Origin of the sequence: Francisella sciaenopsi, from assembly GCF_045862875.1 — a bacterium.
Taxonomy (GTDB): Bacteria; Pseudomonadota; Gammaproteobacteria; order Francisellales; family Francisellaceae; genus Francisella; species Francisella sciaenopsi.
This window is the reverse complement of record NZ_BTHG01000001.1, coordinates 382,297-399,217: the sequence shown is the minus strand read 5'-3', so window position 1 is coordinate 399,217 and position 16,921 is coordinate 382,297. Positions and strand designations below refer to the sequence as shown.

The window sequence follows — 16,921 nt, the reverse complement described above, 5'->3', positions numbered from 1 at the left end:
GTTATTAACCTAAATTAGGAGCGTTAAAGCTTCTTTTAGCAGCTTCTTGATCTAGCAAATATAAGCCACTATCTTTAACAATTTTGATCTTATTGATCATGTCACCAACAGTAGCTTCCTCTTCAACTTGCTCATCTATAAACCATTGTAGGAAACTCTTAGTAGCATGTTCTCTTTCTTCTAGTGCTATATCCATTAGGTTATAAAATCTAGTAGTAACTTCTTGTTCATGTTCAAGAGTCGCTTCAAAAGCTTCAAGTAACGAATTAAAATTATTTTGTGGAGCAGCAACAGATTTAACCTCAATACGACCATTTTTATCATAGATAAATTTCATTATTTTTTTTGCATGGAAAAGTTCTTCTTCATACTGAGCCATAAACCAATTAGTGAAGCCACCTAAACCAATATCTGACGTGTAACCAGCCATAGCTAGATAAAGATTGGCAGACTCTAGTTCATAATTAAATTGATCATTTAAAGCATCAAGTAATTTTTGTGATAGCATAGTATTTTCCTTATTTTTTTATCATTCTGTTACAGTTTAAATGTTTTTGGAATCATCTGCAAATTATATATAAGTCGATTTTTTCTATATGGTTGTAAGTAATGATTTCTATAAAACAGATAATCTGAAAGTAAATATTTATAAATAGGAGTTTATCTTTTATAATGTAGTGAAAATTATAGATCAAGCAAATGCTCCAATAATTGTATGAAAGAAATATCTAATATAAAGGTAAAAGTTGAAAGTGGTACAAAGTACACTACAGACCATGGTTTTCATGCCGTCAAAGATGGTATTAGAGACAAGAAAGAAAATTCTGTGCATATACGCAAACCAGAATGGTTAAAAGTAAAAAAACAAGATTCAAAAGAATATTTGAAGGTTAAATCGATAACTAAAAAAAATCGACTCTCTACAGTTTGTGAAGAAGCAAAGTGTCCAAATATCAATGAGTGTTGGTCTCATGGAACAGCTACGATTATGCTGATGGGTGCTGTGTGCACTAGAGCTTGTAAATTTTGCTCAGTAGATACTGGTAATCCAAAAGGATGGTTAGATAAAGAGGAACCTCAAAATACAGCCGAAAGTGTTAAAGTCATGAATCTTGAATATGTCGTACTAACATCTGTAGATCGTGATGATTTAGAAGATGGTGGAGCAGGACATTATGCAGCTACAATTACTGCTATCAAAAATCTTGATGAGAACATAAAGGTTGAGGCATTGACTCCCGATTTTTCTGGAGTTAAAGAAAATGTTGATAAAATTATTAATACAAACGTTGATGTAATAGCTCAGAATATTGAGACTGTAGAGCGTTTGACCCATCCTGTGCGTGATCCAAGAGCTGGATATTGGCAGACACTGGAGTTTTTGAGATATGTTAAGCAAAAGTCTCCTAATATTCTGACTAAAACTAGTATTATGGTAGGTCTTGGCGAGACTGATGAAGAAATATATAAGACTATGGATGATGCACGTAGTGTAGGTGTAGATATAATAACCCTTGGTCAATATATGCAGCCTACTAAACATCATTTGAGTGTAGAAAGATTTGTTACACCACAGCAATTTGAAGAATATCGTAGAATTGGACTTGAAAAAGGGTTTTTAGAAGTAGCATCTGGCCCTATGGTTAGATCAAGCTATAGAGCAGATAGAGTTTTCAAAAGAAATAATCTAGATTTATAAAATAATAAAACATAAAGGTGAATTTAAAATGGCAAAAATAGCTGTAGTATTATCTGGATGTGGTTATCTAGATGGCTCAGAGATACAAGAGACTGTTTTAACAATACTAGCATTAGAAAAGCAAGGTGTAGAATGGCAAGGAGTTGCACTTAATAAAAACCAAAAACATGTTATCAATCATCTTCATCAAAGTGTTGATAGCAAAGCATCTCCTCGCAATATTTTAGAAGAATCTGCACGTATCACTAGAGGTAATGTTATCGATATAGCAGATGCAGACAGTGATGAGTATGATGCAATCATTTTCCCTGGTGGTTTTGGAGCTGCCAAAAATATCATGGATTTTGCATTTGTTGGTGACGAAACTTATCAGATGAATCAAGATGTGTTGACTTTCGCGCGAGCTTTTTATTTAGCGGATAAACCTGCTGGATATATATGTATTGCACCATTGATGATTCCTTTGGTTTATCCAGAGGGTACAAAAGCAACTGTTGGTACAGATGAGAATACATCAGCTATCCTAGAGAAAAAGGGTGCAGAAGCTGTTCTGATGGATGCGACTGATATATGCGTTGATGAATCTGTAAAAGTTGTGTCAACTCCAGCATATATGTGTGCTAAAAATATTTTAGAAGTATCTCAGGGTATTGATAAATTAGTAGAAAAAGTAGTTAGTTATATATAAATAAAGTAGGTGTAAAAATGGCAGGTCATAGTAAATGGGCTAATATTAAGCATAAAAAAGCTAAAGAAGATGCTAAAAGAGGAAAAATCTTTACAAAGCTTATTAGAGAAATAACTGTTGCTGCAAGGCTAGGGGGTGGAGATAAAGATGCAAACCCGCGTTTGAGAGCAGCCATAGCAACGGCTTTTGCTAATAATATGAGTAAAGATACTGTTGAGAGAGCTATACTTAAAGGTGCAGGTGGAGATGATGGTGCTAATGTTGAAGAGGTGCGCTATGAAGGTTATGGACCAGGTGGAGTTGCTATAATAGTAGATTGTATGACTGATAATCGCAATCGTACCGTAGGGGAAGTTCGTCATGCTTTTACAAAAAGTGGTGGTAACTTAGGTACTGATGGTTCAGTGGCTTATATGTTTACCAAAAAAGGTATTATTTCATTTGCTCCGGGTGTTGATGAGGATGTTCTTATGGAAGTAGCTCTTGAAGCTGGTGCAGAAGACATTATTACTCATGAAGACGGTAGTATAGATATTTTCACAACACCTCATGATTTTTCTGATGTGCAAGAAGCATTGATTGCAAAAGGTTTTACTTCTGATAATGCTGAAGTAACTTTTGATGCAGAAACAAAAGCTGAACTTGATATTGAAATTGCCGAGAAGGTTATGAATTTGATTGATAGATTAGAAGATCTTGATGATGTACAAAATGTATACTCTAATGTTAATTTCACTCAAGAGTTAATGGAGCAATTAGGATAGTTTTTTCATATTTTTTATTGTAATGTCAGGTTGTGACTTGATGATATGAATATTATGCGTAACATCCAAAAAGCTTCTATCTATTGAAAATTATCTATAATAAAATTTTTATAAGTTTATTTAATTTAAAAAGTGTATAAATGGTAATCTTAGGAATAGATCCAGGTTCTAGAATTACAGGCTTTGGAGTCATAAAGGTTCAGGATAATAGGGTATATTATGTAGCAAGTGGTTGTATCAGAATTACAGAAACGGGTACAGCTAGAAGACTTAAGCAAATAGCTGATGGTATTACAGAAGTTGTAAATACTTATGCTCCTACTGAATCAGCTATAGAACAGATCTTTATGTTCCAGAATCCTGGTGCGGCGCTTAAGCTTGGACAAGCTCGAGGAGTAGCGATGTGTACACTTGCTATTAATAGTCTTGAAGTATCAGAGTATTCAGCCAAACAAATCAAGCAAGCTGTAGTAGGAACTGGTGGAGCTGCTAAATCTCAAGTTCAACATATGGTGCAGTCAATACTAGGTTTAAGTAAAAAGCCACCTGAAGATGCTGCTGATGCTTTAGCTATAGCAATATGTCATTATCATAGTAGTAAGTCTCTAGCTAGAATTGCTGGAGCAAGTCGAGTTGTACATAAAAGAATCAAATAATTTTAAAAAAACAGTTGACCCTGACCTTTGGTAATACCTTAACATTCCAACATATCAAAAAGTAAAAGGTTTTTTATGCAGTGGTATACAAAAGAAATTAGCAAATTGACAAATGTATCTGTCAAAACTTTACATCATTATGATAGCTTAGGTTTGCTAGTTCCTGTACGTAATCTAAATGGTTATAGGATTTATACAGAAAAAGATCTACTAAAACTTCAAAATATAATAGTTCTAAAAACATTTGGTTTTAATTTGAGGCAAATAAAACAGATTTTGGATAAGAAGTTAGATATTAAAGAGAGTTTTTTATTACAATTAAATACCTTAAAAAAGCAAAAAGATCAGCTTGAAAAGTTAATAATCATACTCTCTAAATTTATAGAGCGAGATGATTTAAAGCCTTTTGATATTAGTAAAGTGTTTAATATGATTAAGGAGTCTAATATGTCAGAAGTTTATGAAAACTCTCTTGAAGAAGTTTTGAATGATTTAGAAAAGCAACAATATAATCAATTAAAACAAGAGAAAAAAATAACAGAAGAAGTTTTTAATAAAAGATGGAAAACTCTTTGTGAAGAAATTAGTCTAAATTTAGAGAAAGATCCATATAGTGAATATGGTATTAAAATGGGTGAGAGGATTCATGCAGCTGTTTATAATCTTTATGGTAGGAGATATGCAGGCCTAAAACATACTGTATGGAATAAAGGTTTTATGACAGGGAAACTTGGAAGCAATATAGTTACTGAGAAGGTAATTAATTGGATAGATAAAGCTATGCAAGCTTACTTTACAACTAGATTAAGAAGCATATTTATTGGTTTGGAGAATAAGCAAGATAGTCTTGTGGCAGAACAGTTTGGACAACTACTAGATGAAATGTTTGGTAATGAGGATGGTCTAAAACTGAAATTTTTTGAGCAAATGTTTAATCATAAAGAAGTTCCAGAAAAAACCAAAAAATGGGTTAAGCAAAATCAAAAAATTTTTTTATAATTAATACATAAATATATTTGTTTATGTAGTCTTCAGTGCTTATAATTGCGTTATTAAGATAAAAAAATAGTTTATAAAATGAATTCAAAATACTACTTTAGAGCTTGTACAGTTTGGCTTATTGGTGCAACATTTTTCTTTTATGAGTTTTTCTTAAGAGTATTGCCAAATTCATTACATCAAGAGATTGTCGATAGTTTTCAAGCGACAGCATTTAGCTTCTCATTATTTGGTGGTGCTTTTTATCTTTGTTATTCAGCGTTGCAAGTCCCTGTGGGTTTTATATTTGATAAATACGGTATAAAAAAATCACTATTTTTTGCAACTATTGCTTGTGCCTTAGGAGCTTTATTATTTTCTTTAACGTCAAGTATATATGTCGCGATTTTTGCTAGATGTTTGATGGGGATTGGTGCTGCATTTGGTTTCTTGGGATTGCTAATAATTTCAACTCAGTGGTTCCCTGTAAGGTATATGGGGATTTTATCAGGATCTACTCAGATATTAGGGACTCTCGGTCCAATCTTAGCTGGTGGACCATTATTATTTTTTGTTAGCTATTTAGATAGCTGGAGATTAGTAATATTAATATCTGCTATTGTAGGAATTTTTTTAGCAGCTTTAATATTAATATTTGTTAAAGAGGGTGCTAAAGCTGCAGAGACTCTGAGTAAACAAGAAGTAAATAGTGAAATTAAAGGCAACCTTTTAAATAAGAATTTAATTACGATATATTTTTATGCTTTTTTTATTTATTGCTCTATACCTACTTTAGGGGCGATATGGGGTGTGAGTTTGTTAGAGACTAAGGGCTTTACTGCAACACAAGCATCATATTCTGTAGCTTTTTTATGGTTAGGTTTAGGTATCGGTAGTCCATTTTTTGGATTTTTATATGATAAATTTAAAAATAAAGTTAATATGTTGTTTGTTGTGTCTTTATTAGGCTTTGTTTGTGTCTGTGCGTTATTATTCATGGATTTGAGTCATACAATGAGTATGATAATATTATTTTTGATAGGTTGTGCCGCTGCTGGACAAACATTATCATTTACAGTAATTGCTAACTATAGAGCGGAAAAACCAAAGTCTATATTTTTTGGTATAAATAATACTGTTGTTATGCTTTCTGGATTTGTTGTTCCTCTTATTGTTGGGATTTTAGTGAATAGTTTTGATTTAGATATTTCTGTTGCACTTATGATTCTTCCAGTTGCATTTTTAGTTGCGCTCATGGTTAGCTTGAAACTAGCTATAATTCAAAAGTGCTAAGGTATAGATGATGATTAGTTTTATTAAAGGTACTTTAATTGAAAAAGACCCTACAGCTTTGCTTATAGATGTAAATGGCTTAGGCTATGAAGTTTTTGTTCCAATGACTACATTTTACTCATTAGGTGAAATTAACAGTCAAATTAGTTTGTATACGCATTTTGTAGTTCGTGAAGATGCCCAGCAATTGTACGGTTTTAAAACAAAGGTTGATAAAAAAGTCTTTCAAGAATTAATTAAAGTAAGTGGAATAGGAGCTAGGACAGCTATTGCAATATTATCAGGTATGGATTCGACAACACTTTTGCATTGTATCGAGAATAAAGATTATGGGTTGTTAGCTACTGTACCGGGTATTGGCAAAAAAACAGCTGAGCGTTTAGTTGTTGAGATTTATGATAAATTATTAAAAATGGCAAATGAGATTTATAGTCAGTCATCTGATGCTTCAGTATCTGTAAATACTAATAATTCTCAACAAGCTCAAACACCAGCGGCTATTTCAAATTCAATCTTTAGTGAGTCAGTAGATGCACTTTTAGTTCTTGGCTATAAACAAAAAGATGCAGAAAAAATGATTCGTGGTACTATTGGAGAATCAAAAACAGCTGCAGAAGCAATTCGCAAGGCTCTACAAGGGTCTATAAGATCAAAAAATAAATAATCTAAGGAATTTAAAATGATATTAGCTATAGCATTGATAGTGCTATTAGTCGTTTGTGGCATAGTGCTATTTTTTATACTTAATAAAAAATCTATAGAAACAAAGCATATTCAGACTCAATTTGAAGATTATAAAAATTCAGTACAGCAAGAATTATTATCTTTGCGTAGTAAAGAATTAACTTTTGATACACTTTTAGATCAAGAGAAGCAAAAGAATTTAGAGTTAAAACAAGATAATAATCTTCGTATAGATGAGCTTAAGCAGGAGCTTAAAGAAGAGAGAGAAAAGTCTTATCGCTATATCGAAGAAATAAAAAACTATAGGTCTCAAGTATCAGTGCTTGAAACTCAGCTTAAAGAACAAAATGCTGCTATGAAAGATAAGTTAGAGTTATTACAAAATAGTGAGGCTAAACTAAAAACTGAGTTTGAGAATTTAGCCAGTAAAATCTTTGAAGATAATTCAAAAAAGCTTAATGAGCGTAATCAAGAAAGCTTAAATAGTGTTTTAAATCCTGTACGTGAACAGTTAAAAGATTTTAAGCAGAAAGTAGAAGATGTTTATGATAAAGAGTCTACTGCTAGAGGCGCTTTGCAGAATGAGTTAAAAACTCTTAAAGAGCTAAATCAAAAAATGACTACAGAGGCTCATAATCTCACAAATGCTCTTAGAAGTAGTACAAAACAACAAGGAATCTGGGGTGAGATGGTGCTTGAGAATGTCCTTGAGAAATCTGGTCTTCGTGAAGGTTTTGAGTACTTCCGTGAAAAGCATACTACTGATGATGAGGGTAAAGCATATCGTCCTGATGTGGTTGTTAAGTTACCTGATAGTAGAGATATTATCATAGATGCTAAGACTTCGTTATTTGCGTACAATGATTATATGGCGGCAGATGAAGAGCAGAAGCAAGCCCACCTCAAAGCTCATATAAGATCTATTCGTGAGCATATCAAAGGTCTTGCAAATAAAAACTATGAGAATCTAAAAGGTATAAATTCTTTGGACTTTATATTTATGTTTATACCTGTGGAGGGCGCTTTGTTGTTAGCACTAGATAATGACACTAATCTTTATGATGAAGCATTTAAGCAAAAGATAATCCTAGTTAGCCCAACAACTTTATTAGTAGCATTACGAGCAGTTGAGAATACTTGGCGCTATGAAAAGCAAGCTCAGAGTATCACAGATATATATAGTAGGGCAGAAGAGCTATATAAGAAGTTCGTAGGATTTGTTGATGATCTAGAAAAAGTTGGTAAATCTATAACTGATGCTAATAAATCTTATGAGAATGCTTTTAGTAAGTTAAAAACAGGTCGTGGAAATTTAATTGGTCAAGTTGAAAAACTAAAAGTAATATCAAATATAAAACCTAAAAAAGAGCTTGATAATAATCTAGTTGAAAATGCTATGGGAGATAATGAGTAAAATATGAATTTTTGCAACAAGACATATTCTTTTATAAAGTCGTTTTGGGAATATTTAGGACAGTCACAAGACAAAAATTATCGTATTCTACATATTGTAGTAGGTATGGCTGTTTTATTTCAGATTATAAATAGTAATTTTGTACATACTAAATATGGACTCAACGCATGGGCATATATTCATATGCTTTGTGGGCTAGGGATAGCGGTATTAAGCGTACTATTGCTTATTATGTCATTAGACAAAAGAGGTTTAAGATACTATTTTCCATATTTATATGGTGATTTCTCAGTGCTAAGAGAAGATATATTAGAGTTGATAAAATTTAAATTACCTAATGCTCGTAGTGGTAGTATTGCTGCCATAGTCCAAGGTTTAGGTTTATTAGCTTTGACTCTGGCTTGGGTTACAGGATTTTTTTGGTTTACGGCTTGGAACTATCAGTCAGCATATATTGATAGTTTAAAATCTATTCATAAAACACTTGTTGATCCTGTTGAGATATATATTTATGCTCATGCTCTAATGGGAATTTTACACTACATTTTGCAAAGATATTTTCCAAATAGGATAAGTGACGTTAAATAATATTAAGAAATTTTTTTCGATAAAGGCTTCAGAAAATCATCAATAGTACAATGATTTTCGATAGGATGACGAAGATTTTTGTCTTTATTCATACTGTAATGGTTATTTCTACCTACTTTTTTCACTGTTAAATATGCTGTTTCGGTTAGGTCACTGAGTATATTTAGGACCGCTCTTTCAGTGATCCCAACCCTGATAGCCATATCTCTAATAGTAATGTTTGGGTTACTATTAATTAGACATAACACATGTGAATGATTTGTTAGAAAAGTCCAACTTTGAGGTTTTTTAGTAGCCATTATCTATATTTTGTATTATTTATTAGTTAATTATACTGGAGAATACGGCAAAGATGAATGATGTAGCACGATTTGCATTTCACCTTTGGCATTTTGCTTGAATCCCATAGTATATAGTTAGCTATTACCTTTGTACCATCAGTTTGAGTCAAGTGCTTGTTACCCATGACAATACCTATATTATTTTCGACAATATAACTGGAGTTTTCAAACTCTAATTTTGCCCATGAGCCAATTGCAAAACCGTTATCTTCAGGATATTTGTCATTGTCAGCTATAAAACCAGATAGCTAGTTATTTTAAATAACTAATTTAGAAAAAATTAATTATTGTTGTGTAATTTATTGGGTTTATAAAGTATTATTATCGTAGGATATTATAGAATTTTTGAGTATGCATAGCGAGCCTCTTTTCCCTCTTTTTGTCGTAGTGATGCTAGGTGTATTAATTGTCACTATTGTTCTCAAAAAACTAAAGCAGCCATACGTGGTTGCTTATCTTTTAACTGGTATTTTGTTAGGTCCTTATGGACTAAAATTAATTCAAGATCAGGAAAATTTAGCTAGGTTAGGAGAAATCGGTGTAATACTGTTATTATTCTTTGCAGGTATGGAAGTATCGCCTAGAAAGTTTGCTGAAAACTGGAAGGTTCCTACTATAGGTACAATGCTACAGATGCTAGTAACTAGCTTTATTGTATCTATTATTGGTTACGTTTTGGATTGGGGTCTAGCTAAGATATTGCTATTTGGTGCCGTGATTAGTCTAAGTAGTACAGCGGTTGTACTTAAATTATTGAATGATAATGGCAGTATGAAGACACGTTTAGGTCAAAATGTACTTGGTGTACTTTTAATTCAAGATTTAGCAGTAGTGCCAATGCTTATTATTATAAGAATTATTGGCGGCGAAGAGCCATCTGTTAGTCAAATATTGATACAAGTTGTAGGAGGTATTTTAGTTATATCAATCGCTGCAATTATGGCTGTTAAAAAAAATATAAAAATACCATTTATATCTGTATTAGGCAAAGATGAGGAAATGAGAGTTTTTGCTGCTTTAGTCATCTGTTTTGGTATGGCTGGGCTAACTGAGTCTTTAGAGCTATCCTCAGCATTAGGGGCCTTTATTGGAGGAATGATTGTATCTACTGTCGAAGAAACAGAGTGGGTTGGCCACAGTCTTTCTACTGTCAAAACAATTTTTATGGCGCTCTTTTTTATTTCTATAGGTATGTTGATTGATCTTAACCTATTTTGGAATCATATATCTTTATTCATCTCATTATTACTACTAACTTATGTCTTAAATACAACAATAAATGCACTTATTTTTAAGGCGTTACGTCAAAGGACTGATGAAGCATTGATAGGTGGCGCAATGTTATCTCAAATTGGAGAATTCAGTTTTGTATTGATTTCTATGGGATATGTTTCAGGAATTCTATCAGATACTATGTACCAATATTGTATAACATTGATATCATTGTCATTATTGTTTAGTCCATTATGGATTAGTACTATTAATTTATATATCAAAAAGTTTATTAGGAAGAAAGCTTAGTTTTAACTTCTTTGATTAGCTCTTGAATATATTGCTGTTCTATTTCTTTTTTATCATCTATATAACAATAAAAATAAGCCTGTAAATTTACGATATTTTCTTTGTCTGCAATAGTTTTTATCTCAACATTTGGAGCAAAATTATATATTCCACATTGTTTGAGTTTATTTTTACTAAGAATACTACTTTTTGAGAAGTCTTCATCGAATGAGTATTTATTTGCAATTATTTTTTTAATTTTAGAGTCTAAATTATCTCTTATTTTTAGCACATTTTGTTCTGTATTTATCAGAAAAGGAACTTTATGTAGCATAATATTTTCATCACTAGTAAATGTCGAAATAATGCTAGTAATAACTATTGAGTTTGGAAATTTTAGAAGCTTACCAGTCGTTTTTTTATCACCATGTTCATTTGTTTCATACATTCTAAAATAAAATAACTTTACTTCTGTAATATAACCGTGTTGCCCTTGAATTTGGATATAATCTCCTTCAGAAAATAAACTTCTCCAGTTAATTATAATCCAGCCAACAAGATTCATGACAGTTTCTTTATTTACTATTATTAAACCGGCAGCTACTAAGCTCAACATTGTAAATAAGTTAGTAATTCCACCAAGCCATATTTTAATTATTATTAAAAAGAAAATTATTATGCTGATATATATTATTCGAGATTTTAACTTATTAACCTGTTTTATTGTTGTTTTTCTTTTTTTCAGTATGTGAAATGACAAGATGGCTATAATAATGATAATTAGTGTAATAACAAGTGTAGAAACACTATTAAATATTAGCTCGTTATATGTTGTCATAGAAGTATCCAAAGGATATTAATTGAATTAATAAAGTATATGATTTATTTTTTAAATTTTGAATTTAAATAACCCTAAAATATATAATTCTTTTTGCTACAAATATAAGGAAATACAATATATTTGAATATTTATAGTATTACTATTTATAAAATTAAAGTAATTAGATCTAAACTTAATGATATTTGATCGTAAAAGAAGGTTTTTTTCTATATCCTATAAATATGGTTAGCTAACAATATGTATTGGCGGATGAGGACTCAGAAATATACTCTGTTAGTAGGGTGGGGTATTTGGATCGTGGCTGCGATCTTCTATGGTTTGGACTATTTTCAGCATACTGCACCAAGTGTTTTAATCAAACCAATATCTACAGATATGGGAGTTGGCATAGAGGATATAGCTTATGTGATGAGTATATATTTTCCTATTTATGCTATATCTCAGGTTCCAGCTGGTATGATGTTAGATAGGTTTGGCTCTAAAATAATGTTATCAATATCGTGTTTAGTCATGAGTTTGGGGATTTTACTATTTGTATATGATCCAAGCTTAGATACTATGCTAATAGGGAGAATTTTAATTGCCATAGGTTCAGCGGTAGCTTTTATAGGTACATTAAAAGTAGCCTCCGATGTTTTACCCGAGAGGGTATTTCCTATCGCTGTAGGACTGACTAATACGATAGGAGTACTTGGAGGAATATTTGGTCAAGTATTACTAAATCATTTAGTGATCCTTCATGGTTGGCAATCAGCTTTAGCCTTAATAGGTTATTTTGGTATTTTTTGGAGTTTAATAATAATTATTTTTTTGAAATCATCGATAAATATTAAAAATCCTACTAATAATTTTAAGTATTTGAGCTTTGGTCAAAGTTTAAAATTGCTTCTAAATAAGAAGTTATGGTTATTAGCAATTTATGCAGGATTAATGGTTGGCATTGTTGTTAATTCGTTTTCAGAGCTTTATGATGTTTTATTTTTAGAGCAGGCTTATAATTTATCACAGCACACAGCAGCACAAATAAGTGTAATGATGTTCGTAGGGATAGCAGTTGGAGGACCATCGCATGGTTTTATTGCTAGTCTATTTGGTGAAAAGAGAATATGGATGCTAATCTGTAATTTAATTACTTTATTAGCATTTTCATCTGTAATTATATTTGCAAGTTCTATCACAGTTAGTTACTTATATATTATATTTTTTATAATAGGATTTTCGGTTTCGAGTATGCTTTTGGCATTTTCAGTAGTAGAAGAGATATTTCCTGCACAAATTAAAGCTACCGCATTAGCTATTGTTAATATGGTTATAGGACTATGTGGAGCGATATTTCAATATTTAATCAGCTATATTAGTGTATATCTAAATGGAGGTCCATTGACTGGTCGAATAGATATGAATGTTTTTGATAGAGCTTTTTTATATTTAATAGTACCTTTATTTATAAGCACTTTAATAATATTCTTATTAGTCATAGAAAAATATAGAATGCGTGAGATTAGTTTAGATAAGTTAAGTAAGTTTTAAAAAAATACTTTATTTCACATCTACAAAAATCACTTCTTTTTTGGATCTACAGAATGTTTCTTTGATAAAAAATATACTTATTAACACACCTAGAGCAGTAAATACCAACAACAAGCTTAAACTAGTTTGATAGCTTGTTATAGATGGATTTTTGCCTTGATTAGAAAATAAATCAAAAACCTCACTAATAATCGGTGAACCAACTCCGACTGATAGCATAATAAGAAAGTTATTAACTCCTAATGCCGCTGCTCTACATCCAGAACTAGATTGCTCAGCAATAATCGCAAATCCTATGCTTTGTCCACTAGCTCCTAAGCCTAAACATATGAATGATAAATATAGTATTGCTTGATTTATTGGAAAGAAAATAATTGTAGCTAGCGAAACAAAAGTTAAGCAGATAGCAAAAATCATAACGGGCTTTCTTCTTTTTATACGATCAGATATTACACCAAGACTAGGACAGCCAATGCCATACCCTAGCCATGCTAAGGTGATCAAATAAGAACTGAATTTAGCATCAAAGCCATTTAAGGATAAAAAGCTTTTTGTAGCATTTTCAGAAAGATATTCTATAGCTAAATAGGTAGTAGCTGAGAAAACTGCAATTAACCAAATTTGTTTATTGGAAAATATACTTTGAATTTCTTTGATTACTGATGTTGGGGTATTTAGAATAATGAATCTATTTTTGCCTAATTCACCGGACTGATCATTGTTTTTTACTATAACTATAGTTATTCCAGCTAGAACGACACCTACTATTGCTAATATAATAAATACATAGCGCCAGTCTATACCACCAGCTTGCGACAAAGACTCTAGAGGACCTGCTGCAAGCATTGGGCCAAGCACCCCAATAAATTGTGAAAGACCTATAAATAAACCAATATGTTTGTGTGGTAGCCAGTCATATGCAGCAATTAATAAACATAAAAAGCCAAAAGAAGCACCAAAACCTATCATAACTCTATATACTAGAGCTGCAGCAAAACTATTTGATAGGCCAAATAATCCAACTCCTAAGGCACATACTAGTATTGCTAAGGTTAAAGCTTTTTTTAGTCCAAGTTTGTCAGTAATAATACCTACTGGAATTTGCATTATTCCATATGTAAGCTGATAAGCGGTAGAACTAAGAATACTAAAAGTTAGTATACTTAAGTCAAGATCAGATATTATTTGATGCTCGAATGTACCTAATATGGTTCTTAATAAGAACTCATACATGAAAAATACAGCGCAAGTCAGCCATATAGTGATTGCCAAAAAAGATAATCTATTATTCATCACTAAAATTTTCTTTTGTTATTTCTTCCCAACTTTCTATTTTTGCTTCTGCTTTTTCATCATCTTGAAATGATGATACTTTGAATACTAAATCACCTTCTTTAATCATAGGGTAGTTGTTAATACCCAATATGATTCCATCAATTGGAGATTTTAGATTAACACTATCATCGTTACCAAAAGGATCTATTAGCTTGCCTATTTTTTCACCTTCTTTGACCCTTGTACCAAGCTCAATTTCTGTTCTTAAAATTCCTGGTTTATCTGATATTGTCCATTCAGTGTCTTCTGAGACAAGAGGTTTAACCTGTTGAACAAAATTTTGATCTTTTAATATATCAATTTTGCGCATTACATTTTGAATACCTGCAACACCAACATTTATAGCCTCTTCATCAAACTTATTAGCTTCACCTGCTTCATAGCAAATGAATGGTATATCTAAGTCTTGGTGAATCTTACGAATACTTGAGCGACTCATGTTTACAGCAGTAATAACAGGGGCTTGAAAGGCTCTAGCCATTTTGACAGATTCTTCATCTTCAGCATTGAAATATACTTGAGGTAGTATTTCATGATTTAATGCACCAGTTTTAATTTGGATTGAATAATCAGTTTTTTTAATTATCTCTTGAGTTATTCTATGTGCATAGCGGTGCATATATGAACCGGACTCATTTCCAGGGAAAGATTCTTCTAAAGTAGGACTATGTTTTATGGCATGTACTAGGCCAAAAACATTTAATACTGGTATAGCAATTATAGTACCATGCAGTTGTTTAGGGTTAGTCTTTTCTAGTATAGAGTTAATGATTTCAATGCTATTAAACTCATCACCACTAACCATACCAAAAATTAGGATGCATGGACCTTCTTTCACACCATTAAGAATTTTAATTGGTAGATACATAGGAGCACAAGAGTACTGACTTGGTAATGGCATTGCTAAGGTTGCCATTTCACCTGGCTGAAAGGTATTTTCAAAGATTTTAAATTTCATAAAGTGATTTAAATATAGAAATATTTGATTTGAATTGTGTCGGTAGTATAACAAAGACAAAATCCTAATTCAAAAGACATGGTAATATACAGCAAATACTAAAATAATAGATAAAAACTTGTTTTTAGACTTTTAAAGTTTCTAAAAAACATTAAAATTGATGGGCGTAAGGTGTGTGAATTTTAAAAGGTTATATAGGTATGTCTGAAGATTTGATGATTTTTAGTGGTAATGCTTCTAAAAAGCTTGCTTGTGAGGTAGCAAAGGAATTAGGAGCAACTCTTGGTAATGCTACGGTTGATAGGTTTAAAGATGGTGAGATACATGTTGTATTGAATGAAAATGTTCGTGGTAAGGATGTTTTTGTTATTCAGTCTACGTGCCCACCGTCTGATAACTTGATGGAGTTGATACTTCTAATTGATGCTTTAAAAAGATCATCAGCTGAAAGAGTAACTGCAGTTCTACCATATTTTGGATATGCTAGACAAGATAGAAGATCAAAATCAGCAAGAGTGCCAATATCTGCAAAAGTTGTAGCAAATCTTCTTCAGGCTGTTGGTTTAGATAGAATTTTATCGGTTGATATTCATGCTGAACAGATTCAGGGTTTCTTTGACATTCCATTTGATAATGCATTTGCTACAAAAATATTTTTAGAACATGTGCGTAAAAATCCTGAAAAATATGAGAATATAAAAATCGTTTCTCCGGATATGGGTGGAGTAGTGAGGGCTAGATCTGTAGCTAAGAATTTAGGTGTTGAGATTGCCGTTGTAGACAAAAGAAGACCTAGACCAAATGTAGCAGAAGTTATGAATATAATTGGCGATGTTGAAGGTAAGCATTGTATATTAGTTGATGATATCATGGATACTGGTGGGACAATGTGTCAAGCAGCAAAAGCTCTGGTTGAAAAGGGTGGAGCGGCTAGAGTTTCTGCATTTTGTGTACATCCATTATTATCCGGAGATGCTATCAAAAATATTGAAAATTCAGCTATTGAGGAGCTTATAGTTACAGACTCTATTCCTCTAAAACCACATGCTGAAGCTTGTAATAAAATTAAAGTTATTACCTTAGCTCCTTTACTTGCACAAATTGTAGAGAAGACTAATGGCGAAGAATCTGTGAGTGATATCTTTAGAATAGATGGTTTAGTTGATTAAAACCTTGAATTTATAGTCATAGCTGACTATAATGGCACGGTTAATCTAGGGTCGCATAGATTAATACGTTCAGTTTAAACAAAAATAAAGGAAATTTAACAATGGCAAATTTTATTTTGAAAGCAGTTAAAAGAGAAGATTTAGGATCTGGTGCGAGCCGCCGTCTAAGAAGAGCGGGTAAAATCCCAGCTGTTATATATGGTGGTGACAAGGAAGCAGTATCTATAGTATTAGATCACGATAAAATTTTACACTCTACAGAAGACAAAGCATTCTTCTCAAGTGAAATTACTTTAGAGATTGATGGTCAAGAAGAAAAAGTAATCATCAAAGCACTACAAAGACATCCATATAAAGTTAAGCTTGTTCACGCTGACTTCATGAGAGTATAATCACTTCTCTCAAACAAATCATTTCTGATTATATTTTTTATTATTATAGTTCTTATGTTAAAATAACGCTTCACGTTATTTTCATTATTAT

Annotated in this window: 18 protein-coding genes and 1 pseudogene; 13 read left to right on the top strand and 6 right to left on the bottom strand. The window is 31.9% G+C overall.

The genetic code is table 11. The annotated features are described in order from the left end of the window. Positions 1 to 4 precede the first annotated feature (4 nt). On the bottom strand, positions 5 to 508 hold the full coding sequence (locus ACKTR7_RS02000; RefSeq protein WP_222830777.1) for a ferritin: 504 nt from the start codon (positions 506 to 508) through the stop codon (positions 5 to 7). A 207-nt stretch (positions 509 to 715) separates the two neighbouring features. Between ACKTR7_RS02000 and lipA the strand changes: the two genes are divergently transcribed. The 9 genes from lipA to ACKTR7_RS01955 all read left to right on the top strand — a co-directional run bounded on the left by lipA (position 716) and on the right by ACKTR7_RS01955 (position 8,764). Next, positions 716 to 1,699: a lipoyl synthase gene (lipA, locus tag ACKTR7_RS01995; protein ID WP_407876793.1), complete on the top strand. Its 984-nt coding sequence runs from the start codon at positions 716 to 718 to the stop codon at positions 1,697 to 1,699. 28 nt (positions 1,700 to 1,727) lie between these two features. Further along, a complete protein-coding gene (gene elbB, locus ACKTR7_RS01990; RefSeq protein ID WP_407876792.1) occupies positions 1,728 to 2,387 on the top strand; it encodes an isoprenoid biosynthesis glyoxalase ElbB in 660 nt (219 codons plus the stop codon). A 17-nt stretch (positions 2,388 to 2,404) separates the two neighbouring features. Then, positions 2,405 to 3,151, top strand: a complete 747-nt coding sequence (locus tag ACKTR7_RS01985; RefSeq protein WP_407876791.1) for a YebC/PmpR family DNA-binding transcriptional regulator — start codon at positions 2,405 to 2,407, stop codon at positions 3,149 to 3,151. A 140-nt stretch (positions 3,152 to 3,291) separates the two neighbouring features. Next, entirely contained in the window at positions 3,292 to 3,807 is a 516-nt protein-coding gene (ruvC, locus tag ACKTR7_RS01980; RefSeq protein WP_407876790.1) for a crossover junction endodeoxyribonuclease RuvC, read from the top strand. A 75-nt stretch (positions 3,808 to 3,882) separates the two neighbouring features. Beyond that, positions 3,883 to 4,806, top strand: a complete 924-nt coding sequence (locus ACKTR7_RS01975; protein ID WP_407876789.1) for a MerR family transcriptional regulator — start codon at positions 3,883 to 3,885, stop codon at positions 4,804 to 4,806. Positions 4,807 to 4,884: 78 nt separating this feature from the next. Further along, positions 4,885 to 6,078 (top strand): MFS transporter, encoded by a 1,194-nt coding sequence (locus tag ACKTR7_RS01970; RefSeq protein WP_222830783.1) that lies wholly within the window; start codon positions 4,885 to 4,887, stop codon positions 6,076 to 6,078. A 10-nt stretch (positions 6,079 to 6,088) separates the two neighbouring features. Next, positions 6,089 to 6,742: a Holliday junction branch migration protein RuvA gene (ruvA, locus tag ACKTR7_RS01965; RefSeq protein ID WP_407876788.1), complete on the top strand. Its 654-nt coding sequence runs from the start codon at positions 6,089 to 6,091 to the stop codon at positions 6,740 to 6,742. Between the two features lie 15 nt (positions 6,743 to 6,757). Continuing rightward, complete coding sequence (gene rmuC, locus ACKTR7_RS01960; RefSeq protein ID WP_407876787.1) at positions 6,758 to 8,176, top strand: DNA recombination protein RmuC; 1,419 nt, start codon at positions 6,758 to 6,760, stop codon at positions 8,174 to 8,176. A gap of 3 nt (positions 8,177 to 8,179) precedes the next feature. Continuing rightward, entirely contained in the window at positions 8,180 to 8,764 is a 585-nt protein-coding gene (locus ACKTR7_RS01955) for a cytochrome b/b6 domain-containing protein (protein ID WP_407876786.1), read from the top strand. 2 nt (positions 8,765 to 8,766) lie between these two features. On the opposite strand, the gene ACKTR7_RS01950 is transcribed toward ACKTR7_RS01955, so the two are convergent. Beyond that, on the bottom strand, positions 8,767 to 9,063 hold the full coding sequence (locus ACKTR7_RS01950; protein WP_222830786.1) for a helix-turn-helix transcriptional regulator: 297 nt from the start codon (positions 9,061 to 9,063) through the stop codon (positions 8,767 to 8,769). A 30-nt stretch (positions 9,064 to 9,093) separates the two neighbouring features. Continuing rightward, positions 9,094 to 9,353 (bottom strand): annotated as a pseudogene (locus tag ACKTR7_RS01945) (phosphoribosyl-AMP cyclohydrolase); the annotation flags it as partial. Between the two features lie 103 nt (positions 9,354 to 9,456). Between ACKTR7_RS01945 and ACKTR7_RS01940 the strand changes: the two are divergent. Further along, positions 9,457 to 10,626 (top strand): cation:proton antiporter, encoded by a 1,170-nt coding sequence (locus ACKTR7_RS01940; RefSeq protein WP_222830787.1) that lies wholly within the window; start codon positions 9,457 to 9,459, stop codon positions 10,624 to 10,626. Here the strand turns inward: ACKTR7_RS01940 and ACKTR7_RS01935 are convergent. After that, a complete protein-coding gene (locus tag ACKTR7_RS01935) occupies positions 10,610 to 11,443 on the bottom strand; it encodes a mechanosensitive ion channel domain-containing protein (RefSeq protein WP_407876785.1) in 834 nt (277 codons plus the stop codon). The two genes, ACKTR7_RS01940 and ACKTR7_RS01935, sit on opposite strands and share 17 nt — an antisense overlap. A gap of 252 nt (positions 11,444 to 11,695) precedes the next feature. On the opposite strand from ACKTR7_RS01935, the gene ACKTR7_RS01930 reads away from it, so the two are divergent. Next, positions 11,696 to 12,976 (top strand): MFS transporter, encoded by a 1,281-nt coding sequence (locus tag ACKTR7_RS01930; protein ID WP_407876784.1) that lies wholly within the window; start codon positions 11,696 to 11,698, stop codon positions 12,974 to 12,976. 9 nt (positions 12,977 to 12,985) lie between these two features. On the opposite strand, the gene ACKTR7_RS01925 is transcribed toward ACKTR7_RS01930, so the two are convergent. Both ACKTR7_RS01925 and ACKTR7_RS01920 read right to left on the bottom strand, forming a co-directional pair. Continuing rightward, positions 12,986 to 14,269, bottom strand: a complete 1,284-nt coding sequence (locus ACKTR7_RS01925) for an MFS transporter (protein ID WP_407876783.1) — start codon at positions 14,267 to 14,269, stop codon at positions 12,986 to 12,988. Continuing rightward, positions 14,262 to 15,269 carry a succinylglutamate desuccinylase/aspartoacylase family protein gene (locus ACKTR7_RS01920; protein WP_407876782.1) on the bottom strand — a complete coding sequence of 336 codons (1,008 nt, stop codon included), beginning with the start codon at positions 15,267 to 15,269 and terminating at the stop codon, positions 14,262 to 14,264. The genes ACKTR7_RS01925 and ACKTR7_RS01920 overlap by 8 nt, the downstream gene beginning before the upstream one ends. A gap of 200 nt (positions 15,270 to 15,469) precedes the next feature. Between ACKTR7_RS01920 and ACKTR7_RS01915 the strand changes: the two genes are divergently transcribed. Next, positions 15,470 to 16,438 carry a ribose-phosphate pyrophosphokinase gene (locus ACKTR7_RS01915; RefSeq protein WP_407876781.1) on the top strand — a complete coding sequence of 323 codons (969 nt, stop codon included), beginning with the start codon at positions 15,470 to 15,472 and terminating at the stop codon, positions 16,436 to 16,438. Positions 16,439 to 16,539: 101 nt separating this feature from the next. Further along, the gene (rplY, locus tag ACKTR7_RS01910) at positions 16,540 to 16,830 is read left to right on the top strand and encodes a 50S ribosomal protein L25 (protein ID WP_407876780.1); all 291 of its coding nucleotides are present in this window, start codon (positions 16,540 to 16,542) and stop codon (positions 16,828 to 16,830) included. Positions 16,831 to 16,921 lie beyond the last annotated feature (91 nt).

Coding starts and splice junctions, on each gene's coding strand:
- ACKTR7_RS01935 (WP_407876785.1), bottom strand. CDS start 11,443: ATGACAACATATAACGAGCTAATATTTAATAGTGTTTCTACACTTGTT.
- ACKTR7_RS01930 (WP_407876784.1), top strand. CDS start 11,696: ATGAGGACTCAGAAATATACTCTGTTAGTAGGGTGGGGTATTTGGATC.
- ruvA (WP_407876788.1), top strand. CDS start 6,089: ATGATTAGTTTTATTAAAGGTACTTTAATTGAAAAAGACCCTACAGCT.
- lipA (WP_407876793.1), top strand. CDS start 716: ATGAAAGAAATATCTAATATAAAGGTAAAAGTTGAAAGTGGTACAAAG.
- elbB (WP_407876792.1), top strand. CDS start 1,728: ATGGCAAAAATAGCTGTAGTATTATCTGGATGTGGTTATCTAGATGGC.
- ACKTR7_RS01925 (WP_407876783.1), bottom strand. CDS start 14,269: ATGAATAATAGATTATCTTTTTTGGCAATCACTATATGGCTGACTTGC.
- ACKTR7_RS01985 (WP_407876791.1), top strand. CDS start 2,405: ATGGCAGGTCATAGTAAATGGGCTAATATTAAGCATAAAAAAGCTAAA.
- rmuC (WP_407876787.1), top strand. CDS start 6,758: ATGATATTAGCTATAGCATTGATAGTGCTATTAGTCGTTTGTGGCATA.
- ACKTR7_RS01920 (WP_407876782.1), bottom strand. CDS start 15,269: ATGAAATTTAAAATCTTTGAAAATACCTTTCAGCCAGGTGAAATGGCA.
- ACKTR7_RS01915 (WP_407876781.1), top strand. CDS start 15,470: ATGTCTGAAGATTTGATGATTTTTAGTGGTAATGCTTCTAAAAAGCTT.
- ACKTR7_RS01955 (WP_407876786.1), top strand. CDS start 8,180: ATGAATTTTTGCAACAAGACATATTCTTTTATAAAGTCGTTTTGGGAA.
- rplY (WP_407876780.1), top strand. CDS start 16,540: ATGGCAAATTTTATTTTGAAAGCAGTTAAAAGAGAAGATTTAGGATCT.
- ACKTR7_RS01950 (WP_222830786.1), bottom strand. CDS start 9,063: ATGGCTACTAAAAAACCTCAAAGTTGGACTTTTCTAACAAATCATTCA.
- ACKTR7_RS01975 (WP_407876789.1), top strand. CDS start 3,883: ATGCAGTGGTATACAAAAGAAATTAGCAAATTGACAAATGTATCTGTC.
- ACKTR7_RS02000 (WP_222830777.1), bottom strand. CDS start 508: ATGCTATCACAAAAATTACTTGATGCTTTAAATGATCAATTTAATTAT.
- ACKTR7_RS01970 (WP_222830783.1), top strand. CDS start 4,885: ATGAATTCAAAATACTACTTTAGAGCTTGTACAGTTTGGCTTATTGGT.
- ruvC (WP_407876790.1), top strand. CDS start 3,292: ATGGTAATCTTAGGAATAGATCCAGGTTCTAGAATTACAGGCTTTGGA.
- ACKTR7_RS01940 (WP_222830787.1), top strand. CDS start 9,457: ATGCATAGCGAGCCTCTTTTCCCTCTTTTTGTCGTAGTGATGCTAGGT.